General features: G+C 44.6%; 18 protein-coding genes. 13 read left to right on the top strand and 5 right to left on the bottom strand.

Translation table 11 applies throughout. The features are described from left to right. The 3 genes from merTP to J0654_RS07760 form a co-directional block, all read right to left on the bottom strand. Positions 1-603 carry a mercuric transport protein MerTP gene (gene merTP / locus J0654_RS07770; RefSeq protein ID WP_207027379.1) on the bottom strand — a complete coding sequence of 201 codons (603 nt, stop codon included), beginning with the start codon at positions 601-603 and terminating at the stop codon, positions 1-3. Position 604: 1 nt separating this feature from the next. Next, a complete protein-coding gene (locus tag J0654_RS07765; protein ID WP_067036171.1) occupies positions 605-976 on the bottom strand; it encodes an ArsR/SmtB family transcription factor in 372 nt (123 codons plus the stop codon). Between the two features lie 172 nt (positions 977-1,148). Then, a complete protein-coding gene (locus J0654_RS07760; RefSeq protein WP_207027377.1) occupies positions 1,149-1,529 on the bottom strand; it encodes a hypothetical protein in 381 nt (126 codons plus the stop codon). Positions 1,530-1,601: 72 nt separating this feature from the next. On the opposite strand from J0654_RS07760, the gene J0654_RS07755 reads away from it, so the two are divergent. The 5 genes from J0654_RS07755 (at position 1,602) to J0654_RS07735 (ending at position 10,053) form a co-directional block, all read left to right on the top strand. Beyond that, positions 1,602-1,910 (top strand): DUF6660 family protein, encoded by a 309-nt coding sequence (locus J0654_RS07755; RefSeq protein ID WP_067036178.1) that lies wholly within the window; start codon positions 1,602-1,604, stop codon positions 1,908-1,910. A 123-nt stretch (positions 1,911-2,033) separates the two neighbouring features. Further along, positions 2,034-6,407 (top strand): CusA/CzcA family heavy metal efflux RND transporter, encoded by a 4,374-nt coding sequence (locus J0654_RS07750; protein WP_207027375.1) that lies wholly within the window; start codon positions 2,034-2,036, stop codon positions 6,405-6,407. A 4-nt stretch (positions 6,408-6,411) separates the two neighbouring features. After that, positions 6,412-7,611, top strand: coding sequence for an efflux RND transporter periplasmic adaptor subunit (locus J0654_RS07745; protein ID WP_207027373.1), 1,200 nt, complete (start codon positions 6,412-6,414; stop codon positions 7,609-7,611). Positions 7,612-7,626: 15 nt separating this feature from the next. After that, entirely contained in the window at positions 7,627-8,043 is a 417-nt protein-coding gene (locus J0654_RS07740) for a Fur family transcriptional regulator (RefSeq protein WP_108246765.1), read from the top strand. A gap of 42 nt (positions 8,044-8,085) precedes the next feature. Continuing rightward, entirely contained in the window at positions 8,086-10,053 is a 1,968-nt protein-coding gene (locus tag J0654_RS07735; RefSeq protein WP_207027372.1) for a heavy metal translocating P-type ATPase, read from the top strand. A gap of 444 nt (positions 10,054-10,497) precedes the next feature. Here the strand turns inward: J0654_RS07735 and J0654_RS07730 are convergent, their stop codons facing one another. After that, positions 10,498-10,698 (bottom strand): hypothetical protein, encoded by a 201-nt coding sequence (locus J0654_RS07730; protein ID WP_207027370.1) that lies wholly within the window; start codon positions 10,696-10,698, stop codon positions 10,498-10,500. Positions 10,699-10,935: 237 nt separating this feature from the next. Between J0654_RS07730 and J0654_RS07725 the strand changes: the two genes are divergently transcribed. The 8 genes from J0654_RS07725 (at position 10,936) to J0654_RS07690 (ending at position 18,347) form a co-directional block, all read left to right on the top strand. Then, positions 10,936-11,289 (top strand): single-stranded DNA-binding protein, encoded by a 354-nt coding sequence (locus J0654_RS07725; RefSeq protein WP_207027368.1) that lies wholly within the window; start codon positions 10,936-10,938, stop codon positions 11,287-11,289. A gap of 63 nt (positions 11,290-11,352) precedes the next feature. Beyond that, positions 11,353-11,802, top strand: coding sequence for a JAB domain-containing protein (locus J0654_RS07720; protein WP_067036194.1), 450 nt, complete (start codon positions 11,353-11,355; stop codon positions 11,800-11,802). Between the two features lie 150 nt (positions 11,803-11,952). Then, entirely contained in the window at positions 11,953-12,150 is a 198-nt protein-coding gene (locus tag J0654_RS07715) for a hypothetical protein (protein ID WP_207027366.1), read from the top strand. 306 nt (positions 12,151-12,456) lie between these two features. Continuing rightward, positions 12,457-12,636, top strand: a complete 180-nt coding sequence (locus J0654_RS07710) for a hypothetical protein (RefSeq protein WP_067036202.1) — start codon at positions 12,457-12,459, stop codon at positions 12,634-12,636. Between the two features lie 471 nt (positions 12,637-13,107). Next, the gene (locus tag J0654_RS07705; RefSeq protein WP_108246684.1) at positions 13,108-13,695 is read left to right on the top strand and encodes a BfmA/BtgA family mobilization protein; all 588 of its coding nucleotides are present in this window, start codon (positions 13,108-13,110) and stop codon (positions 13,693-13,695) included. 2 nt (positions 13,696-13,697) lie between these two features. Continuing rightward, positions 13,698-14,717: a MobB family relaxase gene (gene mobB / locus J0654_RS07700; protein ID WP_207027364.1), complete on the top strand. Its 1,020-nt coding sequence runs from the start codon at positions 13,698-13,700 to the stop codon at positions 14,715-14,717. Positions 14,718-14,727: 10 nt separating this feature from the next. Then, a complete protein-coding gene (locus J0654_RS07695; protein WP_207027362.1) occupies positions 14,728-16,311 on the top strand; it encodes a type IV secretory system conjugative DNA transfer family protein in 1,584 nt (527 codons plus the stop codon). A gap of 140 nt (positions 16,312-16,451) precedes the next feature. Beyond that, on the top strand, positions 16,452-18,347 hold the full coding sequence (locus J0654_RS07690; protein ID WP_207027360.1) for a hypothetical protein: 1,896 nt from the start codon (positions 16,452-16,454) through the stop codon (positions 18,345-18,347). Positions 18,348-18,407: 60 nt separating this feature from the next. Here J0654_RS07690 and J0654_RS07685 read toward each other — a convergent pair whose 3' ends face one another. Further along, a complete protein-coding gene (locus tag J0654_RS07685) occupies positions 18,408-20,126 on the bottom strand; it encodes a UvrD-helicase domain-containing protein (RefSeq protein ID WP_207027358.1) in 1,719 nt (572 codons plus the stop codon). Between the last annotated feature and the right edge of the window lies 1 nt (position 20,127).

Below are 20,127 nucleotides of genomic sequence, written 5' to 3'. Positions count from 1 at the left end.
TTATTCGGAAACGTTATAGCCCGTATTGTTGATGGCCTTTATGATTCGTTGCTCCGTAACTTTGGTACGGTCATATTTAACTGTAGTATTGCTTTTTTCATAGCTTGCTTTTACTGAAACGATACCGTCCAATTTGTTGACCTCGCTCTCAATGTGGTTTTCGCAGCCGGAACAGGTCATTCCTTCCACTGTAAAGGTTATATCTACCATGTTGTCCTGCTGCACATATATGATTTCCTTGGTCGGTTGGGCATAAAAAAGCCCTGAGAAATATGGAAATGCCAGCATCAGTCCCGCAAAGAGGGTAACAAATAGCAGGAACCTTTTTGATTGTAGAAAGGAAGGTTTTACATCATTTTCACAGGCACAATCAATTTCTTGCTGCGATTTTGACTTTAGCTTCTGGTACCAGGCAAATCCAAGTACCAATACGGTCAGGCCTATAAAAAATGGTCTGAAAGCTTCCAGCCATGCAAAGGTAGATGCCATTCCGCTGGTGCCCGCAATCAATGCAAGCACAGGTGTGATGCAGCATAATGAGGCTGCGATCGCTGTAAAAACTCCAGTGAACATTGCTGAATATGATGATCTTTCTATGTTCATTCTATGCAACTTTTTTGTTTTCCTGAAGCCTGCTGAATATGCCTTCCAACACCTCGCTTTGGCCTTTTACCAGTGAGTAATACAAGGTTTGACCTTCCCGTCTGGAGGTAATTAGACCAGCATCCTTCATCTTACGGATATGCTGCGAAATTGCGGGTACGGTCATTTCCAGTATATCTGAAAAATCACAAGGGCAGAGCTCACCTTCCTTGTTCAGCAGGAAAAGAATCTTCAATCTGGTCTCATTTCCTGCTAGGGCCAGTACCTTACCAATAGTGTTGATTGAATTCGAACTCATCCGTAGTGTCTCGCGACAGCGCATCAACTGCTTTTGGTCCGCCTCGGCGCGGGTGCAACTTAATTCAAGGGCCATGATAAAAATTTTATTAAAGATAAGGTTATATCATTATATAAGCAAATGCTTAAGTAAATTGTGTTTTTTTATGACCGGTTTATGGAACGACTGGCTTATCCTTCAAGGAAGCATCCCATTACAGGTCAACTTGCCCCGTTTGAATAGGACTTTTATACATCCGACGTGGCCTTTAGTACTGCCCACTACATAAATTAAATCTTATAGGCCACCATTTTGTACTATGATTAAGACCGTTTATTACGGTCAGTTGGACAGCTTGTCCATTACAATGAACGTTTGCTTGTTCCACTTGCCAACTGTACTTTGTTTCGTGATCCATGGCAGTTGTAGTGGCTTGTTCCAGCAGTGATTTATTTTTTCGGTTATCATGAGCGGTCTTGGATACTTTGATTTTTTCCAGACGAATTGGGATAGGGACGTACTCTGGTAAAGACCATAGCCTTTTTGGGGTCGGTATGGATTGGAAATTTCCTGTCTTGAATTTTGGATGGTCCGGATTGCCCCATTTGATCATCCCTTGAAATTTGAAATGGAATGCTCTTGTTTCCATACACTAAATCTTCAATAGGTCCTTTCCGGATTTTGCAATGCAGTTGCACCAAAGTTCTGTTATCTTTGCAAAGTGAAATTTTTTACCGTCATATTATCCATCTACGTGTTGGCACTCAATGTGGTTCCTTGCAGTGATGCGGGTAACGTAACAGAAGACTCCCAAGGTGTTTATCTGGTTCAATTTGATGGTGAACACAGCGAGAATTGTGAACTATGCTCACCATTTTGCCACTGCCATTGCTGCCATGTGCACACGGTGGATTTTGGTATAGCTCGATTCCAGCCGCTTCAAGAGACTTACCTTGAAGATGATTTCACCCATTTTGAAGGATTGGGCAAGGAATTTACCGACCCACTATTTCAACCTCCACAGGTTTAATTCAGTTTTACAGGATAGCTATATCCGATTATGAGGTTTATGGACTTTGAACTTTTCAAAGACCTGTTCCCTCATACTTGCAACCCTATTGCATTGGTTCAACTGAATTAAGACACATTTTATATGATCAACAGAATCATTGATTTTTCAATCAATAACAAATTTATTATAGGTCTGCTGACCCTCGCATTGATTGGTGCGGGCGTTTATAGCATGACCCAAGTTCCCATCGATGCCGTACCGGATATCACCAATAATCAAGTACAGGTCATCACCCAATCACCTAATCTGGGAACAGAGGATATTGAACAATTCGTGACCTATCCCGTGGAAGTTGCGATGAGCAACCTGCCCAATGTCAAGGAAATCCGCTCTGTTTCCCGTTTTGGGCTTTCTGTGGTGACCATTGTATTTGACGATGAGGTGGGCACTTATTTGCCCAGACAACTTGTAGCCGAAAAACTGCCCGAGGTTCAGGAACAGATCCCTTCTGGCTTTGGCAAACCCGTTATGGGGCCAATTTCAACGGGATTGGGCGAAATCTACCAATATACCCTTGAAGTAGATGATGAACATCAAGGTGAATATTCGGCAACGGAACTGCGAACGATGCAGGACTGGATTGTACGGAGACAGATGGCCATGGTACCCGGCGTGGTCGAGGTAAACGCCTTTGGCGGAAACAAAAAGCAATACGAAGTGGCGGTTGACCCGGACGAACTTCGCGCCATTGGTATTACCATTACAGAAGTGTTCTCGGCCCTAGAGAACAACAACCAGAATACAGGTGGGGCCTACATCGAGCGTAACCACCAAGCCAACTTCATTCGTGGTGAAGGGCTGGCCAGGACCATATCGGATATTGAAAACATGGTGGTCAAGGCCGTTAATGGCATTCCCATCAAAGTGAAGGATATAGGTAAGGTAAGCATGGGAAGTGCGGTACGCTATGGTGCGCTTACCAAAGATGGAAAGGGTGAAGCCGTGGGCGGAATGATCTTGATGCTCAAAGGGGCAAATTCCAACGAGGTGATCGAGAACGTGACCCAACGTGTGGAACAGATACAACGGTCCCTTCCTGAAGGAGTGTCCATCAAACCTTTCCTTGACCGTAGCGAATTGATTGCCGAGACAACAGGCACGGTAACGGGGAACCTTTTGGAAGGTGGGCTTATCGTGATCTTCGTGTTGGTCTTGTTGTTGGGAAATTGGCGTGGCGGACTCATTGTGGCTTCGACCATACCCTTATCCCTATTGTTTGCCTTTATTCTGATGAATGTTTTTGACGTATGGGCAAACTTGATGAGCTTGGGGGCAATCGATTTTGGAATCATTGTGGATGGTGCGGTGATCATCGTAGAGGGCACCGTTTTTTTAATGTACTCCTATGTGGTCAAAAAGAATGGCGTTAGTGCGGAAACACGGGATGACATCGCCGCCAAGGCCTCCAAAAAAATGATGAACGCCGCTTTCTTTGGCCAGCTGATCATTCTGATCGTGTTCCTGCCCATTTTGGCCTTGGAGGGCGTCGAAGGGAAAATGTTCCGGCCCATGGCCCTCACCTTCATTTTCGCCATGATCGGGGCCATGCTATTGTGTCTTACCTATGTGCCCATGGTTTCGGCATTGTTCCTACGGCCGCCAAAATCCAAAAAACAATCCTATGGCGATAGGTTCGTGCATTGGATTGAGCAGAAATATGAACCGTTGTTGACCAAATCACTTTCCAAGGCCAAAGTGGTCGTAAGCATTGCCCTTGGCCTTTTTGCCATTGCCATTTTCGCCTTTACGAGAATGGGTGGTGAGTTTATCCCGCAATTGGACGAAGGTGATATTGCCTTTCACGCGATCTTGAAACCCGGCAGTTCCCTGTCGGAAACCATCGAAACCACGACAAAGATTGAACGTATCGTGAAGGCCGAATTTCCCGAAGCGGAAACCGTTCTCAGCCGTATCGGTGTCGCCGATGTACCAACGGACCCGATGCCCATGGATATCGCCGATGTCTTCGTTATCCTCAAACCAACGGATGAATGGACATCTGCAGAAAGCAAGGATGAATTGGTGGAAAAAATGAAGGAGGCCATCAGTATCGTTCCCGGTGTGAATTTTGAGTTTACCCAACCTATAGAAATGCGCTTCAACGAATTGCTTACGGGTGTTCGTGAGGATGTGGCCATTAAATTGTTCGGGGAAGACCTCGGCATATTGGCAAGCAAGGCCGAGGAAATGGGGGAAATCATTGCCACCGTTCCCGGTGTGGCAGATATGAAAGTTGAGGCCACGGACGGCCTGCCACAAATCACCATTGACTATAATCGCAATAAATTGGCACAGTACGGTCTAAAGATCGAACAGCTCAATAAAGTGGTACAGGCCGCCTTTGCAGGAGGAAAGGCGGGCGTAATCTTCGAGGGTGAAAAACGGTTTGACCTGGTCGTAAGACTTCAAAAGGAAAACCGGCAAGGCATCGAGGACATCCAGAACCTGTTCATCAACCTGCCCAATGGTTCGCAAATCCCATTACGGGAAATTGCCGAGGTAAGTTATGAACCCGGCCCGATGCAGATAAGCCGTGACAATACCAATAGGCGGACCTATGTGGGCATCAATATTCGCGACCGTGATGTAAAATCCGTTGTAGAGGATATCCAAGAAAAATTGGATGCCCAGTTTGACCTGCCCACAGGATATTACATTCGGTATGGTGGTGCTTTCGAAAATCTGGAACGCGCCAGCAATAGATTGCAAACTGTGGTCCCTATTGCCTTGTTCCTGATTTTCATATTGATTTATTTTGCGCTAAAGTCCTTTCCACAGACCTTGATGATCTACCTCGCCATCCCGATGGCCACCATTGGCGGTGTGTTCGCCCTGTGGTTAAGGGATATGCCCTTTAGTATTTCCGCGGGGGTCGGCTTTATCGTGCTTTTTGGCGTGGCCGTTCTGAACGGACTCGTCATGATAAGTGGTCTCAATGAACTGAAGGAAGAAGGCGTGACCAATCTTAAAGGTAGAATTATAGAAGGCACCAAAAGACGGATTCGTCCCATTATGCTCACGGCCTTTACGGATATTTTAGGGTTTCTTCCCATGGCCGTTTCGGCTTCGGCCGGGGCAGAGGTACAGCGACCTTTGGCCACCGTGGTCATTGGTGGCTTGATAACTTCGACCCTCTTGACCCTCTTTATCCTACCCATCTTTTACCAATGGGTCGAGGGACGTTCGGAACGGATGAGTAAACCCGACCCGAAATGGGTTACCCCTGTGGTCATGGTCCTTCTTTTGTTCGCCACCGCACTGCCTGCCAAAATGCATGCGCAAGAAGGTTTTGAAAATGCACGGCAGATCCAGCCTAAAGATTCACTGCCCGCTATTTCATTGGAAGAGGCGGTGGAAGTTTCCAAGAAAAACTATCCGTTGTTGAAAACAAAACAATGGGAAGTCCAAAAACAAACCGCCCTTAAAGGAACGGCCTACGACCTTGGCAATACCCAAGTCTTCACAGGTGGCGAAGAAATTGCGGACGGACAAGGAATTTATACCTTGGTTGGGGTTGGACAACAGAATATCGACCTGTTGGGCATCAGTGCAAAAAGGCGTTTGCAGAGACAACGCATCGCTTTGGCCGAGACAGCTCTTGACCTTTCCGAACTGCAAGTGGAACAGGAGGTCAAAAAGGCTTGGTCAGAAGCCTATCGACAACGACAGAAATTTGAACTGTACCGTGAACTGGATTCCATTTATTCACAGTTTAAAAAAGCAATAGAACTCAACTTCAAGGTAGAGGCCATTTCCCGGCTGGAATATTCATCGGCTACAAATCAGGCCTTACAAATCAACAATCAACTGCAACAGGCCGAAAGTGATTATGCCATCGCCCTGCAAAAGCTCAATCTTTGGTTGGTTTCGGACATCTACTATTCCGTTCCAGAAAAGCTTGATGAAAGTGCGGTAACGGTTTTGGGATGGGACGGGGATTTAGGAAAACATCCAGAGCTGGAACTTTCACAAAGGCGCATCGAGGAGGCCGAGGCGACATACGATGTGGCACGTGCCGACCTGCTGCCTAAATTCAACCTTCAGGGCGGACTGCAACAGGTCAATGGTGATAGCGGGTTCTATACCTATCAAGCTGGCATTTCGGTTCCTTTGTTTTCAGGTGGACAGCGTAGTCAAGCCAAGGCCGCCAAAATTGAAAGTGAAATTGCAAAGACCAATGCGGATTATACCAAACGCCAGCTGCAATCCGAATATCGGCAGGCGGTGCAAGCCTATCGGAAATGGAGCGCATCGTGGCAATTTTATAGGGACAAGGCCTTGCCACTTGCCCAAGAGCAGCGCAGGGGAGCATTGTTGGCCTACGCGGAGGGTGCGGTGGACTATGCAGCGTTCACACAGATTATTCGGGATGCCATAAACACGGAAATGGATGCACTTGACGCCCTTGACAACTATCTAGAATCAGTATTTGAATTACAATATTTTAAACAATAGACAAATGAACAATCTTTTTAAACATAACGTTATTGGGCTTGTGACGATGCTCTTGGTACTTGCTTCCTGTGGGAATTCCAAAGCCGATACTGAGGAAGCAAAGCAAAAAAAACCTGAAATGGGCGAAATGCACAAAGAAAGTGAAGCCAAAGAAGCCATGCTTACGGAGGCGCAGTGCCGGAATCTTAACATGAGAATCGATACCGTTGCCCAACGTGTTATGAAGCAGTATGTGGAAGCCAATGGCCAACTGGAGGTCCCACCTCAGAATGAAGCGACCATTACGACGGTCGTGGGTGCCAATGTGGTGTCCATAGAGGTCATTGAAGGCGACAAAGTAAAAAAGGGACAAACGGTCGCCTATTTGTCCCACCCCAATATCATCCAGAAACAGACCGATTACCTGAACGCCTACAGTAACAGCCAGTTTCTGCAAAAGGAATTTGAAAGACAAAAAAACCTGTATGATGCCGGGGTGGGCAGCGGGACCAACTTTCAAAAGGCCGAAGCGGAATACCGGGCATCCCAAAGCCTGGCAAAGGGATTGGAAGCACAGTTGCAACAATTGAACATTGGTGCGTCCGGGGTGAGAAACGGTACGATTTACCAACGGGTGGCATTGCGAAGTCCCATTGAGGGATTTGTCCAAAACGTAGCGGTGAAGACCGGACAGTATGTAGAACCGCAGACCGACCTATTTGAAATCGTTGACACCCATCACGTCCATGCCGATTTAATGGTGTTTGAAAAGGATGTGTACAAAGTAAAGGTAGAGCAGCAAGTATCCTTCAATGTACAATCCATTCCCGGAAAGGAACTTACTGCGAAAATTTATTCCGTAGGGAAAACTTTCGAGCAAAATCCCAAAGCGATACACGTCCATGCTGAAATCGAGAACAAGGAAGGGCAGCTGATTCCAGGGATGTATGTTGAAGGACGGATTGAAATCCAAAAATCCGAGACCGTTGCGGTGCCTGAAAGTGCAATAAGTTCGAACGAGGGAAAGAAGTATATTTTTAAAGCGGAGCGTGAAGGTAATGACTGGAGCTTCAAACCTGTCGAAATTAACACAGGCCCAAATGACGGGGATTGGGTCGCCATCGATTTTGTAGATTCCGTTGGGCCAAATACTACATTTGCATACAACAATGCCTACTATTTAATGGCCCAAATGAAAAAAGGGGATGCGGGACATAGCCATTGATAAAATTACAATATGATGACAGACATTGAAAAAACATTGGAAAATAAAGGTGTACGCCCAACGGCGATGCGTATTTTGATCTATAAATATTTGGCTGAAAAGGAAGTGGCCATTGCCCTGACCGATATGGAGAACGCTTTCTCAAAAGCGGACAGAACCACATTGTACCGGACCCTGAAGACCTTTGAGGAAAAACGCATTGTGCACCAAATAGATGATGGCACCAATATTTCAAAGTATGCCCTGTGCGAACCAGGTTGCAATTGTGAAATGGAACAAGATCTGCACCTGCACTTTCATTGCGATAACTGTGATGAAACGGTCTGTCTCACTGAGCATAAGATTCCCCATATCAATCTACCTGATGGGTATGTGGCAGAAAATGCCAATTTGGTCATTAAGGGAATCTGCGACAAGTGCAGCGGGCAATAATTGCACTTCCGTTGCATGAAACAAATAACGACCTTACCGTCTATGAAAAAGAAAAAAGTAAAACTACGTGATCTAGGTTCAAAGGAACGCCAGGGCGAATACGGACACGAAAGTGGCCATAACCATGACGGTCCTGAAGGTGTATCTAAATTCAAGACCTATTTACCAGCCATTTTCAGTTTTGTAATGCTCATCATCGGCATAGCAGTGGACTATTTTGATGCTTTCCCGTTTTTCAAGGGCTGGATAAGGATCGCATGGTACACCCTTGCCTATTTGCCTGTTGGTTTCCCTGTCATCAGAGAAGGTTGGAACAGTATAAAGCATGGTGATTTCTTTACTGAATTTTTCCTGATGTCCATTGCCACTCTAGGGGCCTTTGCCATAGGCGAATACCCAGAGGGCGTGGCCGTAATGTTGTTTTACGCCGTGGGCGAACTGTTCCAAAATGCAGCAGTCAATCGGGCAAAGGGAAATATTAAGGCCCTTTTGGATGCGCGACCGGACGAAGCTTTGGTGCTTCGTAACGGGAATTTCGTTACCGTAAATCCCCAAACCGTCGAGATTGGCGAAAGGATACAAGTACGTGTGGGTGAGAAAATCCCCTTGGACGGCATTCTCTTATCCGAAAGAGCTTCCCTCAATACGGCGGCAATTACTGGCGAAAGTAAGCCCGATACGATAAATAGAGACGAAAAAGTCTATGCCGGAAGTATTAATCTCGAGGGTGTTATCGATGTAGAAACCTCCAAAGAATTCAAGGACAGTTCCATCACTCGAATCTTGGATATGGTACAAAACGCTACAGCCAGAAAATCAAAGACAGAACTGTTCATTAGAAGATTTGCAAGAATTTATACGCCCATTGTGGTTTTCCTTGCCATTGGATTAACGTTCTTGCCCTACTTTTTTCTAAATGACTATGTATTTAGGGATTGGCTCTATCGCGCATTAATATTCCTAGTGGTTTCCTGTCCCTGTGCCTTGGTCATTTCCATTCCGCTCGGCTATTTTGGTGGTCTGGGAGCGGCATCCCGAAATGGGATTCTTTTCAAAGGTGCATCTTTTTTGGAAGCAATCACCAAAGTGAACACGGTAGTGATGGACAAAACGGGAACCGTTACCAAAGGGGTTTTTAAAATCAAGGAGATCAAGACTGCCCAATTTGAGGAAGCCAAGTTTATGAAATACTTGATGGCCATGGAGGAACAATCTACCCATCCCATAGCAAAAGCAATTTTGGAATACAAAGCCGAAGGCACGGATATAAAGGCAACCGATGTATCGGAAGTTGCAGGAAAGGGATTAAGGGGAACGGTCAATGAGAAAACAGTGCTGGTGGGCAATAAAGCCCTAATGGCCTCAAACAACATTGATGTACCTTCAGAAACCGATGATATTGTGGATTCTATTGTAATGTTGGCCATTGATGAAAAATTTGCAGGCTATGTTACCATTGCAGATGAACTCAAGGAAGATGCCCATCTAGCCATCCAACAAATCAGGGATGCCGGGATTTCGAAAATCATAATGCTTTCGGGTGACAAAGATTCCATAACGCAACAAGTCTCGAAAAAGTTGAACTTTGATTGGGCAAAGGGCGGCCTATTACCAGAAGATAAGCTCGGCGAAGTCGAAGAACTCAAAAAACAATCAGACACCAAAGTGGCCTTTATGGGCGATGGTATTAATGATGCGCCCGTTCTGGCCATCAGCGATGTGGGCATTGCCATGGGAGGCTTGGGTAGTGATGTGGCCATTGAAACAGCAGATGTCATCATTCAGACCGACCAACCGAGCAAGATGGCACGGGCCATTAAAATAGGACGCTCCACCCGAAAGATAGTTTGGCAAAATATTGGGCTCGCCTTTGGCGTGAAGGCATTTGTGCTCATCCTTGGAGCGGGAGGCGTAGCCACGATGTGGGAAGCAGTTTTTGCTGATGTGGGGGTTGCCTTATTGGCAATATTGAATGCTGTTCGACTTCAGCGGATGAAGTGGAACACTTAGTTTCAAAGAGGAACCATTTTTGGGCTAACTTATATTTCAGCCGTTGTTGGCAGCCCCATGGTTGGCCAAGACCTTCAATAAAATTGTACATGAGAGGCTTCGCAGGTTGTGTCACCCAAACAACTGTCCGTGTATTGGAGGGGACTTCAGGAAGGTTAGGGGTCTGGATCTATGAGAAACGGAGACAGGACTTATGAGACAATATGGAAGCTTCCGGGCATAAAGAATCTTATCCGAACAATCACGAAATGCTTATCACTGTAGATGAAAAATAATCCGGTCGTAGGGTAACTCCAATACTTTTGTTCCCTTATTGTCGTAATGTTTGATGAAACTTCATTTGGTCAAAACGGAAGTCGTCCAAACGGATTTTTTGTGCGCCCTTCCTTTGCAAACCCTTCTTGGGGCTTTGCGGGAAGAGACGCAAATCCGTCCGTCCGCCCATCAAATTTTAAGGGGGCCGTAATAAAAGAAGCCCTGGTTGTTTTTCGGGGCATCGAAAAACAGGGCAGTGCCCAAGGACTTCCAATCAGGACACCATCGCCTGCACTCGCTTAACTTCCCGTACGCTCCCTTGCCAATGGGTCGGATGGAATTCCTAGGGCCCTCATCGAACCTGTCAAGGCCAAGGCAGGTTTTGTCCATAAATAGGGTTTCCACTTCCTTGAAAATCCTTGGATTTTACTACGTCGCGGAGCCTCCCGATTTCTGTCCAAAAGCCTTGACAGAACCCCCTTCTTTTATTGTGCTACGCACGTAAGAAGCAAACAAACGCCCCTTAAAATTTGGGAAACAATGACCAAAAAAAGAGGGGGGAAATTTTTAACCCTGTTTGCTGATTTATCCGTACTGGAAGACGGCAGGCCTTTAAAACTTTTTATCATGAGTACATTGAGAAACAAAGTGCAACTTATTGGAAACGTGGGGCAAGACCCTACCATCACAGACCTTGACAAAGGCAAACGTGTGGCACGGTTCACCATGGCCACCAACGAACATTACAAGAACTCCGAAGGGGAACGGGTGACCAATACCGAATGGCACACCATCATCGCATGGGGGAAATTGGCCGACATCATCGAAGGCTTCGTGACTAAAGGAAAAGAAGTTGCCATCGAAGGGAAATTGACCTCCCGATCCTATGAGGACAAAGAGGGTACTAAAAAGTATGTGACCGAAGTGGTGGCCAGTGAGATCCTGCTCTTGGGTGGTGGTGATAAGAATAGCACCGAGTAAAATGGATAGGGGGTGTCCAGTCTTTGGGCATCCCTTTCTTTTTTCATCCTAAACACATTTGAAATGGAACACCGTGTCAATGAAATACAGATCAGTTATCGGGAAAAGCTCAGTACCCTGAAATCCCTGTCCGTGACGAACTCCAATGAGGTGGCGAATCTATTGTTCAAAAATTGGGACAACAAGACCATAGGACTGCACGAAACCTTTAAGATCGTGCTGCTCAACCAGTCCAACAAGGTAAAGGGTATCTATCCACTATCCCATGGGGGCATCACAGGTACCTTGGTAGATCTGCGCATCCTTTTTGCCATTACCCTAAAGACCCTTTCCGTGGGGATCATCCTCGCCCATAACCATCCTTCTGGACAACTCAAGGCCAGTTATCAGGACAAACAATTGACCCAAAAGATCAAAGAGGCGGCACAGCTTTTTGACGTTAAGATTTTGGATCATCTTATCCTAGCGCCCGATGGTAGGTATTACAGTTTTGCCGATAATGGAATTCTTTAATCCAATGGTCATGGAAGCGAATACAGCGAATACAGAAATGACGGAATTTGAAAAATGGTTGGAAGAACAATATGACCCAAGGTATTACCCCGATGGGTTCGATCCAAGCCTATATGATCTGTGAGCAATGAACTATCAAAGTTTTGAATAATGGTCTATTTGAACTTTACCAACCTTGATAGCGAGACCCAGGAACGTTTGCTTTCCGATTCCAAAGAAGATGTGGAAAGCCGTTCCGGGACCGAATTGCTCCAATTTGCAGAAACGCATGATAAGGACTATGATACCCTCTTGGAAGAAGAGGCAATGCGAAATCTCTACAGTTATGATTTCGTATTCAATATGTGAATGCCAAAACACACCATCGAAGCCCATCCATCACGATGGGCTTTTTTTATGGGTTCATGGTTGGTTTTTAGGTGGGTCGAACACCCAAAAACCAATTTGGGAAATTCTTGTTTGAAAAGTGCTGGGCAACCCAAAAGTACACCTATCCCTTATTTGACCGCAAGTTCGCCCTTCAAAAATGTTCCCATCAAAAGACTACGGCATAAACCGTTCGTACCTCACTCCTTATTCCGTTTCCTTTTGAGCTGAAATTTTTCGGAAGTGCGGGAATGCCCTCAAATAATTGATAATCTAAAATCATGTATTATGAAAGCAATTGTAAAAAAGTCATTGGAGATTCCAGCGAAGAAACATCCAAAGAAAAGCGTTGTCAAAAAGACAGCCGATGCCACTGTGGACAAAACCTACTCCCTGGTGGTCAATCTCTGGATATTCAGGTATGAGTATTACAGGGAACAGACCAATACTGTCCCATCGGAAGACTGACAGGAACAAGACCCTTGAAAAAGGGTCTTTTTTTTGGCGTTCCCGAGGAACTCCGGACGTTGTGGAAACCCAAAAATGGACGTTTCATATTTGCTGCGGGCAAATGATGCCATTTGCCCGCAAAACGCATTTTTGTGCCTGAAGGAATGTGGGTATATTTAAGATGCTACTTCCTAGCAAAGTTTGCACGGCATCCAAACTTGATCTGACTTTCCAAAAGTCCGTGCTCCATAGGGTAAAATATGATAAGGGACGGCTGTCTTTTTAAGATGGTTTGTGCGATGCTTTTTGGCCCCCTGGCGCAAAAAGGAGAAGCAAGAGGATAGCGTGCTGGCGCAGCGCTACCAATCATGGTTGCTTCGCAAGGCCCTGTTTATAGGGGTTTTGGGTATTTTATAAAATTTTGAGCTTTTGGTTTTTGTTGAAAAAATGGGCCGGGGCCAGTAAAACCAAGGAATTTTTGTTGAAAAAATGGATAAAGGATACGAAAAAGAGACGTTTGCGGGACTGAGGATCAAAATCTCGGTGGCCCTGAAATTTCGGAGCTTTTCCAAACGGCAAGGAAAGTCCCATTCCATGACCTTGTTGGCCATGGTGGAGTTCTTTGACCATAATGGCATATCGCCCGATGAACGGATGCACGAGACCATTGCAAGTCTTAAATATTTGATCAAACGGCGATTCAATGCCATGGTGGCCATTATGCGCAGTATCGAAAAAGAGCAGACCCTGCCCACGGTCAGTATGATACAGGCCCTTTTCCAGCAGGAACTGGAGTCTGAAGAAGGCGAGGAATGGGAAGGGGACTTTGAGTTTTTTGAAAAACAACTCACCGAGATCAATTCCCCTACCAACCCAGAACTCTTGGACAAGGAGACCACGGTCCCCAAGATCGTGCATGAACGACTGAAGGAACAGTTGGAAGAAGTGAAAGCTGATTTTAACCATGTGCTGGACCATGTGTCCCTGACCAAGAACCGCTTTGGAAAGGACCACCTCAAAGTGGACCTCAAACCCGGGGCCATTGAACAGTACCGCACCAAACTCAAAAATCTATAATCATGTACATCGCCATCACAAGACAACATTTGGGAGATAACTATCGCGGCAGTGCCAGTGATTTTATCAAGTATCTCGAAAAGGAGAACGAAGGTAAGGCCTTGGAAGAGCAAGAACTTTTTTTCAACCAAACGGAAAATGACATCGATGCCCAAAGGGTCATTGCCGAGATCGATGCCAATACGGCCAAACTTTCGAAACGGGATCCCAAGTTCTATTCCATCATGGTCAGTCCATCCCAAGCGGAGCTCAAGCATATCGGGAACAACCCCGAAAAGCTGAAAGAGTACACCCGGGAGATCATGAAGACCTATGCAGCTTACTTTTACCGGGACAAGGAGGTTTTAGTGAAGGATGTGTTGTATTTCGCGAAACTGGAAAGGGAACGTACCTATTCCGAAAAGGACAAGAAAGTCAAGGAGAACCAGGCCTATGCCAGTAAGATCCTGGAACTGCAACACCAGATCAGGGCCATCAAAGAGGGTAGGGAGCAAGGGGACATGGCCAAACTTCAGAAAAAAATCAATGCCTTGGAAATGGAGGCACCCCATAAACAGAATGGAAAACGTATCGGTCCAGGCATGGCTAAGGAAGGCCACCAGAGCCATATCCATATCATTGTAAGCCGAAAGGACGTGACCAATTCCCATAGCCTCTCCCCAGGCTCCAAGTTCCGCACCTCGGAAACTACCCTTAATGGGGAAAAGGTCAAACAGGGCTTTGATCGGGACAAGTTCTATCGGACGGCTGAAAAGACCTTTGACAAACAATTCGGGTACCGCAGGAACTTTGTGGAGACCTACCATGCCCGAAATCTTCTCGACAAGGACCCCAAACAATTTTTTTCGGCCCTCTTGGGATTGCCGGCCAATGAAAGGCAGGCTGCCCGGCAATTGTTGTTCAAGGCAGGGGTAAAGGTGCCCAGTATTCCTGTCAACAAGGTACAGTTGGCCTATAAAGCGATGATGCAACTTAAAAAAGGCATCGGAAAGGCCATGGAATCAGGGTCTATTGGAATTTAAAACTAGCTATATGGAAAATTTAGGATGGATTGAAATAGTATCTGGTATGGTGATCGGGGGAGAAATCTCCTATTTGGCCAATCGGTATCTCAAATTCGGGTTTGTGATATGGTTTTTGGGCATTGTTCTTTTGGCTGTGGCCAATGGTTTACTTTGGGGATGGGATGTTTTTATTAAGGGGTCATTGACCCTTTGGTTGCCGCTGTTTTTTATCCATGTGGTAATTTATGGCCTTGTAGATCACTATAAAAACGATAAGAAACCCTCCAAAGTTTTTGAGGTGAAAATGAAGGTAAAGGGGAGGCCCCTGGTGTTGGGAAACATCCGACGGGGCGTTTCGGTAATGGCCTCTGCAGGGAGTGGAAAGACGGAGAGTGTCATCTATAGTTTTTTAAAGCATTTTCAGAAGGAGCATTTCTCAGGGGTCATCCATGATTACAAGGATTTTGAGATCACCGAAATGGCCTATCCCTTGTGGAATGGTGAACAGATACCCTTTAAGATTGTTTCCTTTGGACCGATATATAATAGGGTCAATCCCATTGCCCCTCGATATTTGCCGGATGAAGAAAGTGTCCATGAGGTGTCCCGGGTGCTGTTGGAGAACTTGATGGAGCATAGGGACTCCGATGAGAACAGTACTTCCCGTTTTTTTAAGGATGCAGCCGAGGGCTTGATCAGTGGATTGATTTGGCGATTGAAGACCAATTATCCGCACTATTGTACCCTCCCGCATCTCATGGCTGTTTTTCAACAATTGGGTACCAAGAGTCTGATTAAATTCTTAAAAGGAAATATAACCTCCCGGGCCATGGCGGATGCCTTTATCAGTGGTATCGGGTCCGAACGGCAAACGGCAGGGGTACTCAGTACCCTGGCCAATGGGTTCAAAAAGATCAGTACGCGAAAGATCTTTATGGTGCTTTCCAAGGATGAGATTTCCTTGGATGTTAATAATGAAGACCACCCTTCCGTCATTGCCCTGGTGAACAACCCCCAAAAGGATGCTTCCCTTTCCCCGGTGATTGCTACCATTATCCATGCCATTTCCAAGCAGATGAGCCAACGCAACCGGAAGCCCTCCTTTATGTTGTTGGAGGAAGCCTCGACTTTGCGATTGTTGAACATGCATCGAATACCGGCCACCTTGCGGAGTTATGATATTGTGAGTGTGTATGTGCTGCAGGACAAGATCCAAAATGATATGATGTACGGTGAGAAGGCTAGTAAGGCGATACTCTCCAATCTGTCTTATCAGTTCTTTGGAAAGGTGAACGACCCGGATACGGCCCGATATTACGAACGCTTTTTTGAGTTGGTCAAGATACCGACCAGGAGTGTGAGCAAAAGTTCAGGGTTGAACCTGGAACGACGTATCACCGAAGGGGAGAAGGAAGTGTCCAAAAGGAGGGCCGAGGTGTTCTTTCGGTTGAAACAAGGGGAGTTTGTAGTGTTTGCTGATGGTAAGGATAGAAAGGTGCAGTTTCAAAGGCCAGAAATTGAAAGGGGATTGCCCAAGCCATTGCTGGTTTCAGAATTGGAATTGGAGCAGCATTATCTGAAGGTACACCACGATATTGGGATGATTTTTTAATGATCAAAATTGTTTTAAATTGTTCTTATTATTTCTCCCATCCTATTATTGCACAAATTTGAGTAATTTACTTAATATAGACGTAAGGCATTGCTAAGAAGGTTATACCGATATCAAAATTATCCCAAATAAATATAATTATGAAAATGAACAATGGGGTTGGACCTGTAAAAAGAGTGGACTTGAATTTGAGAACGCTGTTTCCCGAATTGGCAACAACCATTTATAAAATTGAGCTAAATAAATATCTCATCTATGTGACCAACTTTAGTGGGGATTTTAAAGTTCTAACAGAACGATTCGAAAATGAAATAAGGCCTTTGCTCACTCCAGTAAAACTTGTCAATACAAAGCCAGAACATTTTCAGGAGATTATCCCGGGATTATCGGATTTAGAAATCTCCAAGGGATTTCAAGGAATGCTCATGAACAAGGTAGAATGGATTTTTCTTCTAGCCGCTAAATTTCCAAAAATCAATTTTTACAAGATTTCCGATGACGACGGGGTCGTTGACATACATATCGCCAATTATAAAATAAAAAGTGGAAAGGAGACCAAGTATGTGTATGCAGATATATTTTCTATTGCAGAATTGGAAGCTTTTATATCAAGTCACCAAAGTCCTATCCCATTCAACATTATAATTGATGAGTTTGAGGAAAAACCGGAATTGACCCAAGGATTTGATGAACGTGGTGGCACCTTTACCTATGTGAGAGAAAAAAACCAGAAACCTCTGTTTGTTCAAAGGGACGAATCCTTGTGGTTCGACAACATCGACGCCATTTTTGAATCAAAGTACACCAAGGAACATCTTTATTTCTATGACAAAGAAGAGTATTCCTGTTATGCTGATTTTAGTGCTTTTCCCAATATTGACTTGCGATATTTTTTAATGCTTTATCAAACGATGTATTTGTCACCTCCCTTGGATACGAAGATTTCTGAATGGTTAAAGGGTTTTGATGTAACAGTACGGGAATTACTGACCTTGATTGAAAGAGGGCGCGTAAAGCTGATTCTTATAAATGATACTTCAAGATATGACCTGGGTTTCTTAAATGAGGTTTATGAATTGAGACCCAACGCCATAATCTCTAAAAGGGGTGTTTCTTGTCTGCAACAATGTGATATCGTAGAAATGTCAAATCGATACATCTTTAATGAAATGAAATTGGTCCAAGAACTGAAACTAATAAGTGAATTCTTGGCCAAAGAATTAAAAAAGGATACAAAGATGCTCTATAATGCATTAGTTTGGCCTATCAAGGCCCGGCGTAAAAGCTTTGAGGTCTTACACCGGGGAGGTGTTCTCAGTGCTTCCCTCTACGGGGTGGACCAAATTATAGATAATCCTCCTAGCAGTGATATTAGTGAAGATACAAGCTTTTTATTGAAGATGTTTTCTTATGCCACCCATCTGTCACATTCTTTAAATGCTACCTATTTTCCAGTCAGGGGAGAAGAAGGGTATACTGATGAAAGTTATGCAGAAGTTATGGGGAAGCTTCTGAATTTTTATAGGAATGCAACAATAAGTAACCTTAAGGATTTTACGGATTGTGAGTCCTTTTTGGCCAATGGAAATACTTTTGTTTTACCCATTGAGCTGATTAAAATCAATCCCTACCCTTCCATTCTCGAATTCGAAGAGGTCTTGAGCAAGGAAATTGTATTTCCCAATAGCGAACGTTTAATCAAGACCCTTTCCCATCTCTCATTGGATGAGCAAAAGAAGAAAATTGCCTTCTATAATCGGGAGGTAACCAGATATCTTGGTAAAACACAAAAAACGGAACGCTTATTGGATTTAGGGGTCCAAACGTTATTTGAGATTATAGGGAGTCCCATGGGAGTTCCAATAGGTTCGATTTTCAACTTTTCACAGTGGGCTACGAACAAGTGCATGAAAAAAATTTCGCCAGCACAAAGAATCCAGGAAAAGATTGACCTTGCCCTAAATCAAAGTACCGATAGGAAGAATATTCATTTTTTATCGAAAATCAACCGAGTTGCGATGTTAAGAGAGGCATAACCTTTCTGGTAAAATCAAAAAGTTCGGACAGCAGCTAACACCATTTCATTGCAATTATTTTCACAACCCATCCAAATTGAACATATCCAACAACTTTGAACGGAAACCGGCCTGTCTTAAAATAAGGACATGGTGTCTTGCCCTTGTCACCCCTACCAACAATAGTCTTCTAGACCTGTCCATTCCAGCATTGTCATCCCGCAATTCGATAGGGGAAATGTGTTCATTTTGAAAAATGATGACACCATCAAATTCCTTCCCTTTGGACTTATAGGTGGTCATAACGTGTATGCCCTCCTCTTTGACCACATCTGATGACATTTGGGATTCCAAAACTGCCCTGTGTAGGATTCCACGTGCATCCACATATCCAGAATGTTCCAACCATGCATTTCCCAAGTCTCTCATGATGATTCTCCCTCGGTTGTATGCTACTAAAAATTCCGATTGTCGTGCGAATTTTTGTATTGGCCCCATTTCACAAGTAAACAGAAGTTCTTGTACATATTTCCAATCCTGTGCTGGATTGCCTGAAAATTGATGTTGACTAATTTTCTCAATCACTCCTTGAAAATAGGGTATGGTCTTACCTCTAACTTTTCCGTCCTCCATTACTTTAGCTATCCAACCATCATATTTTGTACTTTCCTTTCTGTTTCCTTTTGCACTTTGGTAGTCCCTTAGGATTACCAAAACCCAAACCAAATGTTGCTTTTTGTCCAAAATGGGTTCCATCAGGCAGGCTACCAATCTACTGGAAAAGTTTGTGGCGGTCTCATCAAATTGAACCCTATGTGGTATTTTTCGGGCCTTAAGTGCACTTGAAACCATTTTAACTCCTTTCCACCAGGGGGTAAGGATGGCAATGTTCTTTGGTTTTTCTCCAGTTGCTTCTTCGATTTTGGAATTTAATATACCTACGCTTTGGCAAATACTACGGTCACGATATTTCGCAATTACAGCATACTTCATGGATGTCATACCTTTATATCCCCTATCTCTGGGACTATTATCGCGTAAATCCCTTGCAAAATCTAGAATCTCTGTATTGGGATTCCGGAAATTATCGGATGCCAATGTTATTTCCAATGGATTGATTTGCTCCTTTATTTCCAAAAGCCGTCTCGGATCAATATCTGGTCTGTAATCAAAAATCTGTTGATCCAAATCGCCTAACAACAACAATTGGGAGATCCCGTGAAAAGCTTGTACAATTTGCCATTGTTCCGTGTCAGTATCTTGAGCTTCATCCACAATGATTAGGGGGAAGGCGCTCCCAATGGAATCCCGAATACGCTCACTCCTGGTGATGAGTTCCAATACAATTGCAGCAAAACGGTCAAAGGTTATCTTTCCTTCTTGATTGAAAAGGTCTTGTTTTTCCACTAGCCAAGCTGGGTCATCGTCCTTACTGTCCCCTTTCAAAGCAGCTTCATCATGGGGTGGTATGATGGATATTTTTTTGGGACAACCCAAAAGATAGCCGTGGGTCTTTATAATTTCCAAAAAAAAGGCATGGAATGTCTGAACATACAACTTGGCACCAAGTTCCTTGAAATCAGGAAAGTTTTCCGCAGATTCTAAAATTCTGGCCCTGGCATTTCTGGAGAAACTGAGAAAAAGGATTTTCTCGCCTCGGTTCAATGATTGTTCCCGAATATAGGAGAATGCTTTGGCCAGGGCAATGGTGGTTTTGCCACACCCCGGGCCTCCTATGACCAACAAGTTTCTTTTACAGTCAAGGATGGCACGTCTATTTTCATCAATCTCAAGTGCCATG

The organism is Flagellimonas profundi (genome assembly GCF_017313275.1).
In the GTDB taxonomy this organism is placed as follows: Bacteria; Bacteroidota; Bacteroidia; order Flavobacteriales; family Flavobacteriaceae; genus Flagellimonas; species Flagellimonas profundi.
This window is presented reverse-complemented; position numbering and strand designations above follow the sequence as displayed.

Coding starts and splice junctions, on each gene's coding strand:
- merTP (WP_207027379.1), bottom strand. CDS start 603: ATGAACATAGAAAGATCATCATATTCAGCAATGTTCACTGGAGTTTTT.
- J0654_RS07765 (WP_067036171.1), bottom strand. CDS start 976: ATGGCCCTTGAATTAAGTTGCACCCGCGCCGAGGCGGACCAAAAGCAG.
- J0654_RS07760 (WP_207027377.1), bottom strand. CDS start 1,529: ATGGAAACAAGAGCATTCCATTTCAAATTTCAAGGGATGATCAAATGG.
- J0654_RS07750 (WP_207027375.1), top strand. CDS start 2,034: ATGATCAACAGAATCATTGATTTTTCAATCAATAACAAATTTATTATA.
- J0654_RS07745 (WP_207027373.1), top strand. CDS start 6,412: ATGAACAATCTTTTTAAACATAACGTTATTGGGCTTGTGACGATGCTC.
- J0654_RS07740 (WP_108246765.1), top strand. CDS start 7,627: ATGACAGACATTGAAAAAACATTGGAAAATAAAGGTGTACGCCCAACG.
- J0654_RS07735 (WP_207027372.1), top strand. CDS start 8,086: ATGAAAAAGAAAAAAGTAAAACTACGTGATCTAGGTTCAAAGGAACGC.
- J0654_RS07730 (WP_207027370.1), bottom strand. CDS start 10,698: ATGGACAAAACCTGCCTTGGCCTTGACAGGTTCGATGAGGGCCCTAGG.
- J0654_RS07725 (WP_207027368.1), top strand. CDS start 10,936: ATGAGTACATTGAGAAACAAAGTGCAACTTATTGGAAACGTGGGGCAA.
- J0654_RS07720 (WP_067036194.1), top strand. CDS start 11,353: ATGGAACACCGTGTCAATGAAATACAGATCAGTTATCGGGAAAAGCTC.
- J0654_RS07715 (WP_207027366.1), top strand. CDS start 11,953: ATGGTCTATTTGAACTTTACCAACCTTGATAGCGAGACCCAGGAACGT.
- J0654_RS07710 (WP_067036202.1), top strand. CDS start 12,457: ATGAAAGCAATTGTAAAAAAGTCATTGGAGATTCCAGCGAAGAAACAT.
- J0654_RS07705 (WP_108246684.1), top strand. CDS start 13,108: ATGGATAAAGGATACGAAAAAGAGACGTTTGCGGGACTGAGGATCAAA.
- mobB (WP_207027364.1), top strand. CDS start 13,698: ATGTACATCGCCATCACAAGACAACATTTGGGAGATAACTATCGCGGC.
- J0654_RS07695 (WP_207027362.1), top strand. CDS start 14,728: ATGGAAAATTTAGGATGGATTGAAATAGTATCTGGTATGGTGATCGGG.
- J0654_RS07690 (WP_207027360.1), top strand. CDS start 16,452: ATGAAAATGAACAATGGGGTTGGACCTGTAAAAAGAGTGGACTTGAAT.
- J0654_RS07685 (WP_207027358.1), bottom strand. CDS start 20,126: ATGGCACTTGAGATTGATGAAAATAGACGTGCCATCCTTGACTGTAAA.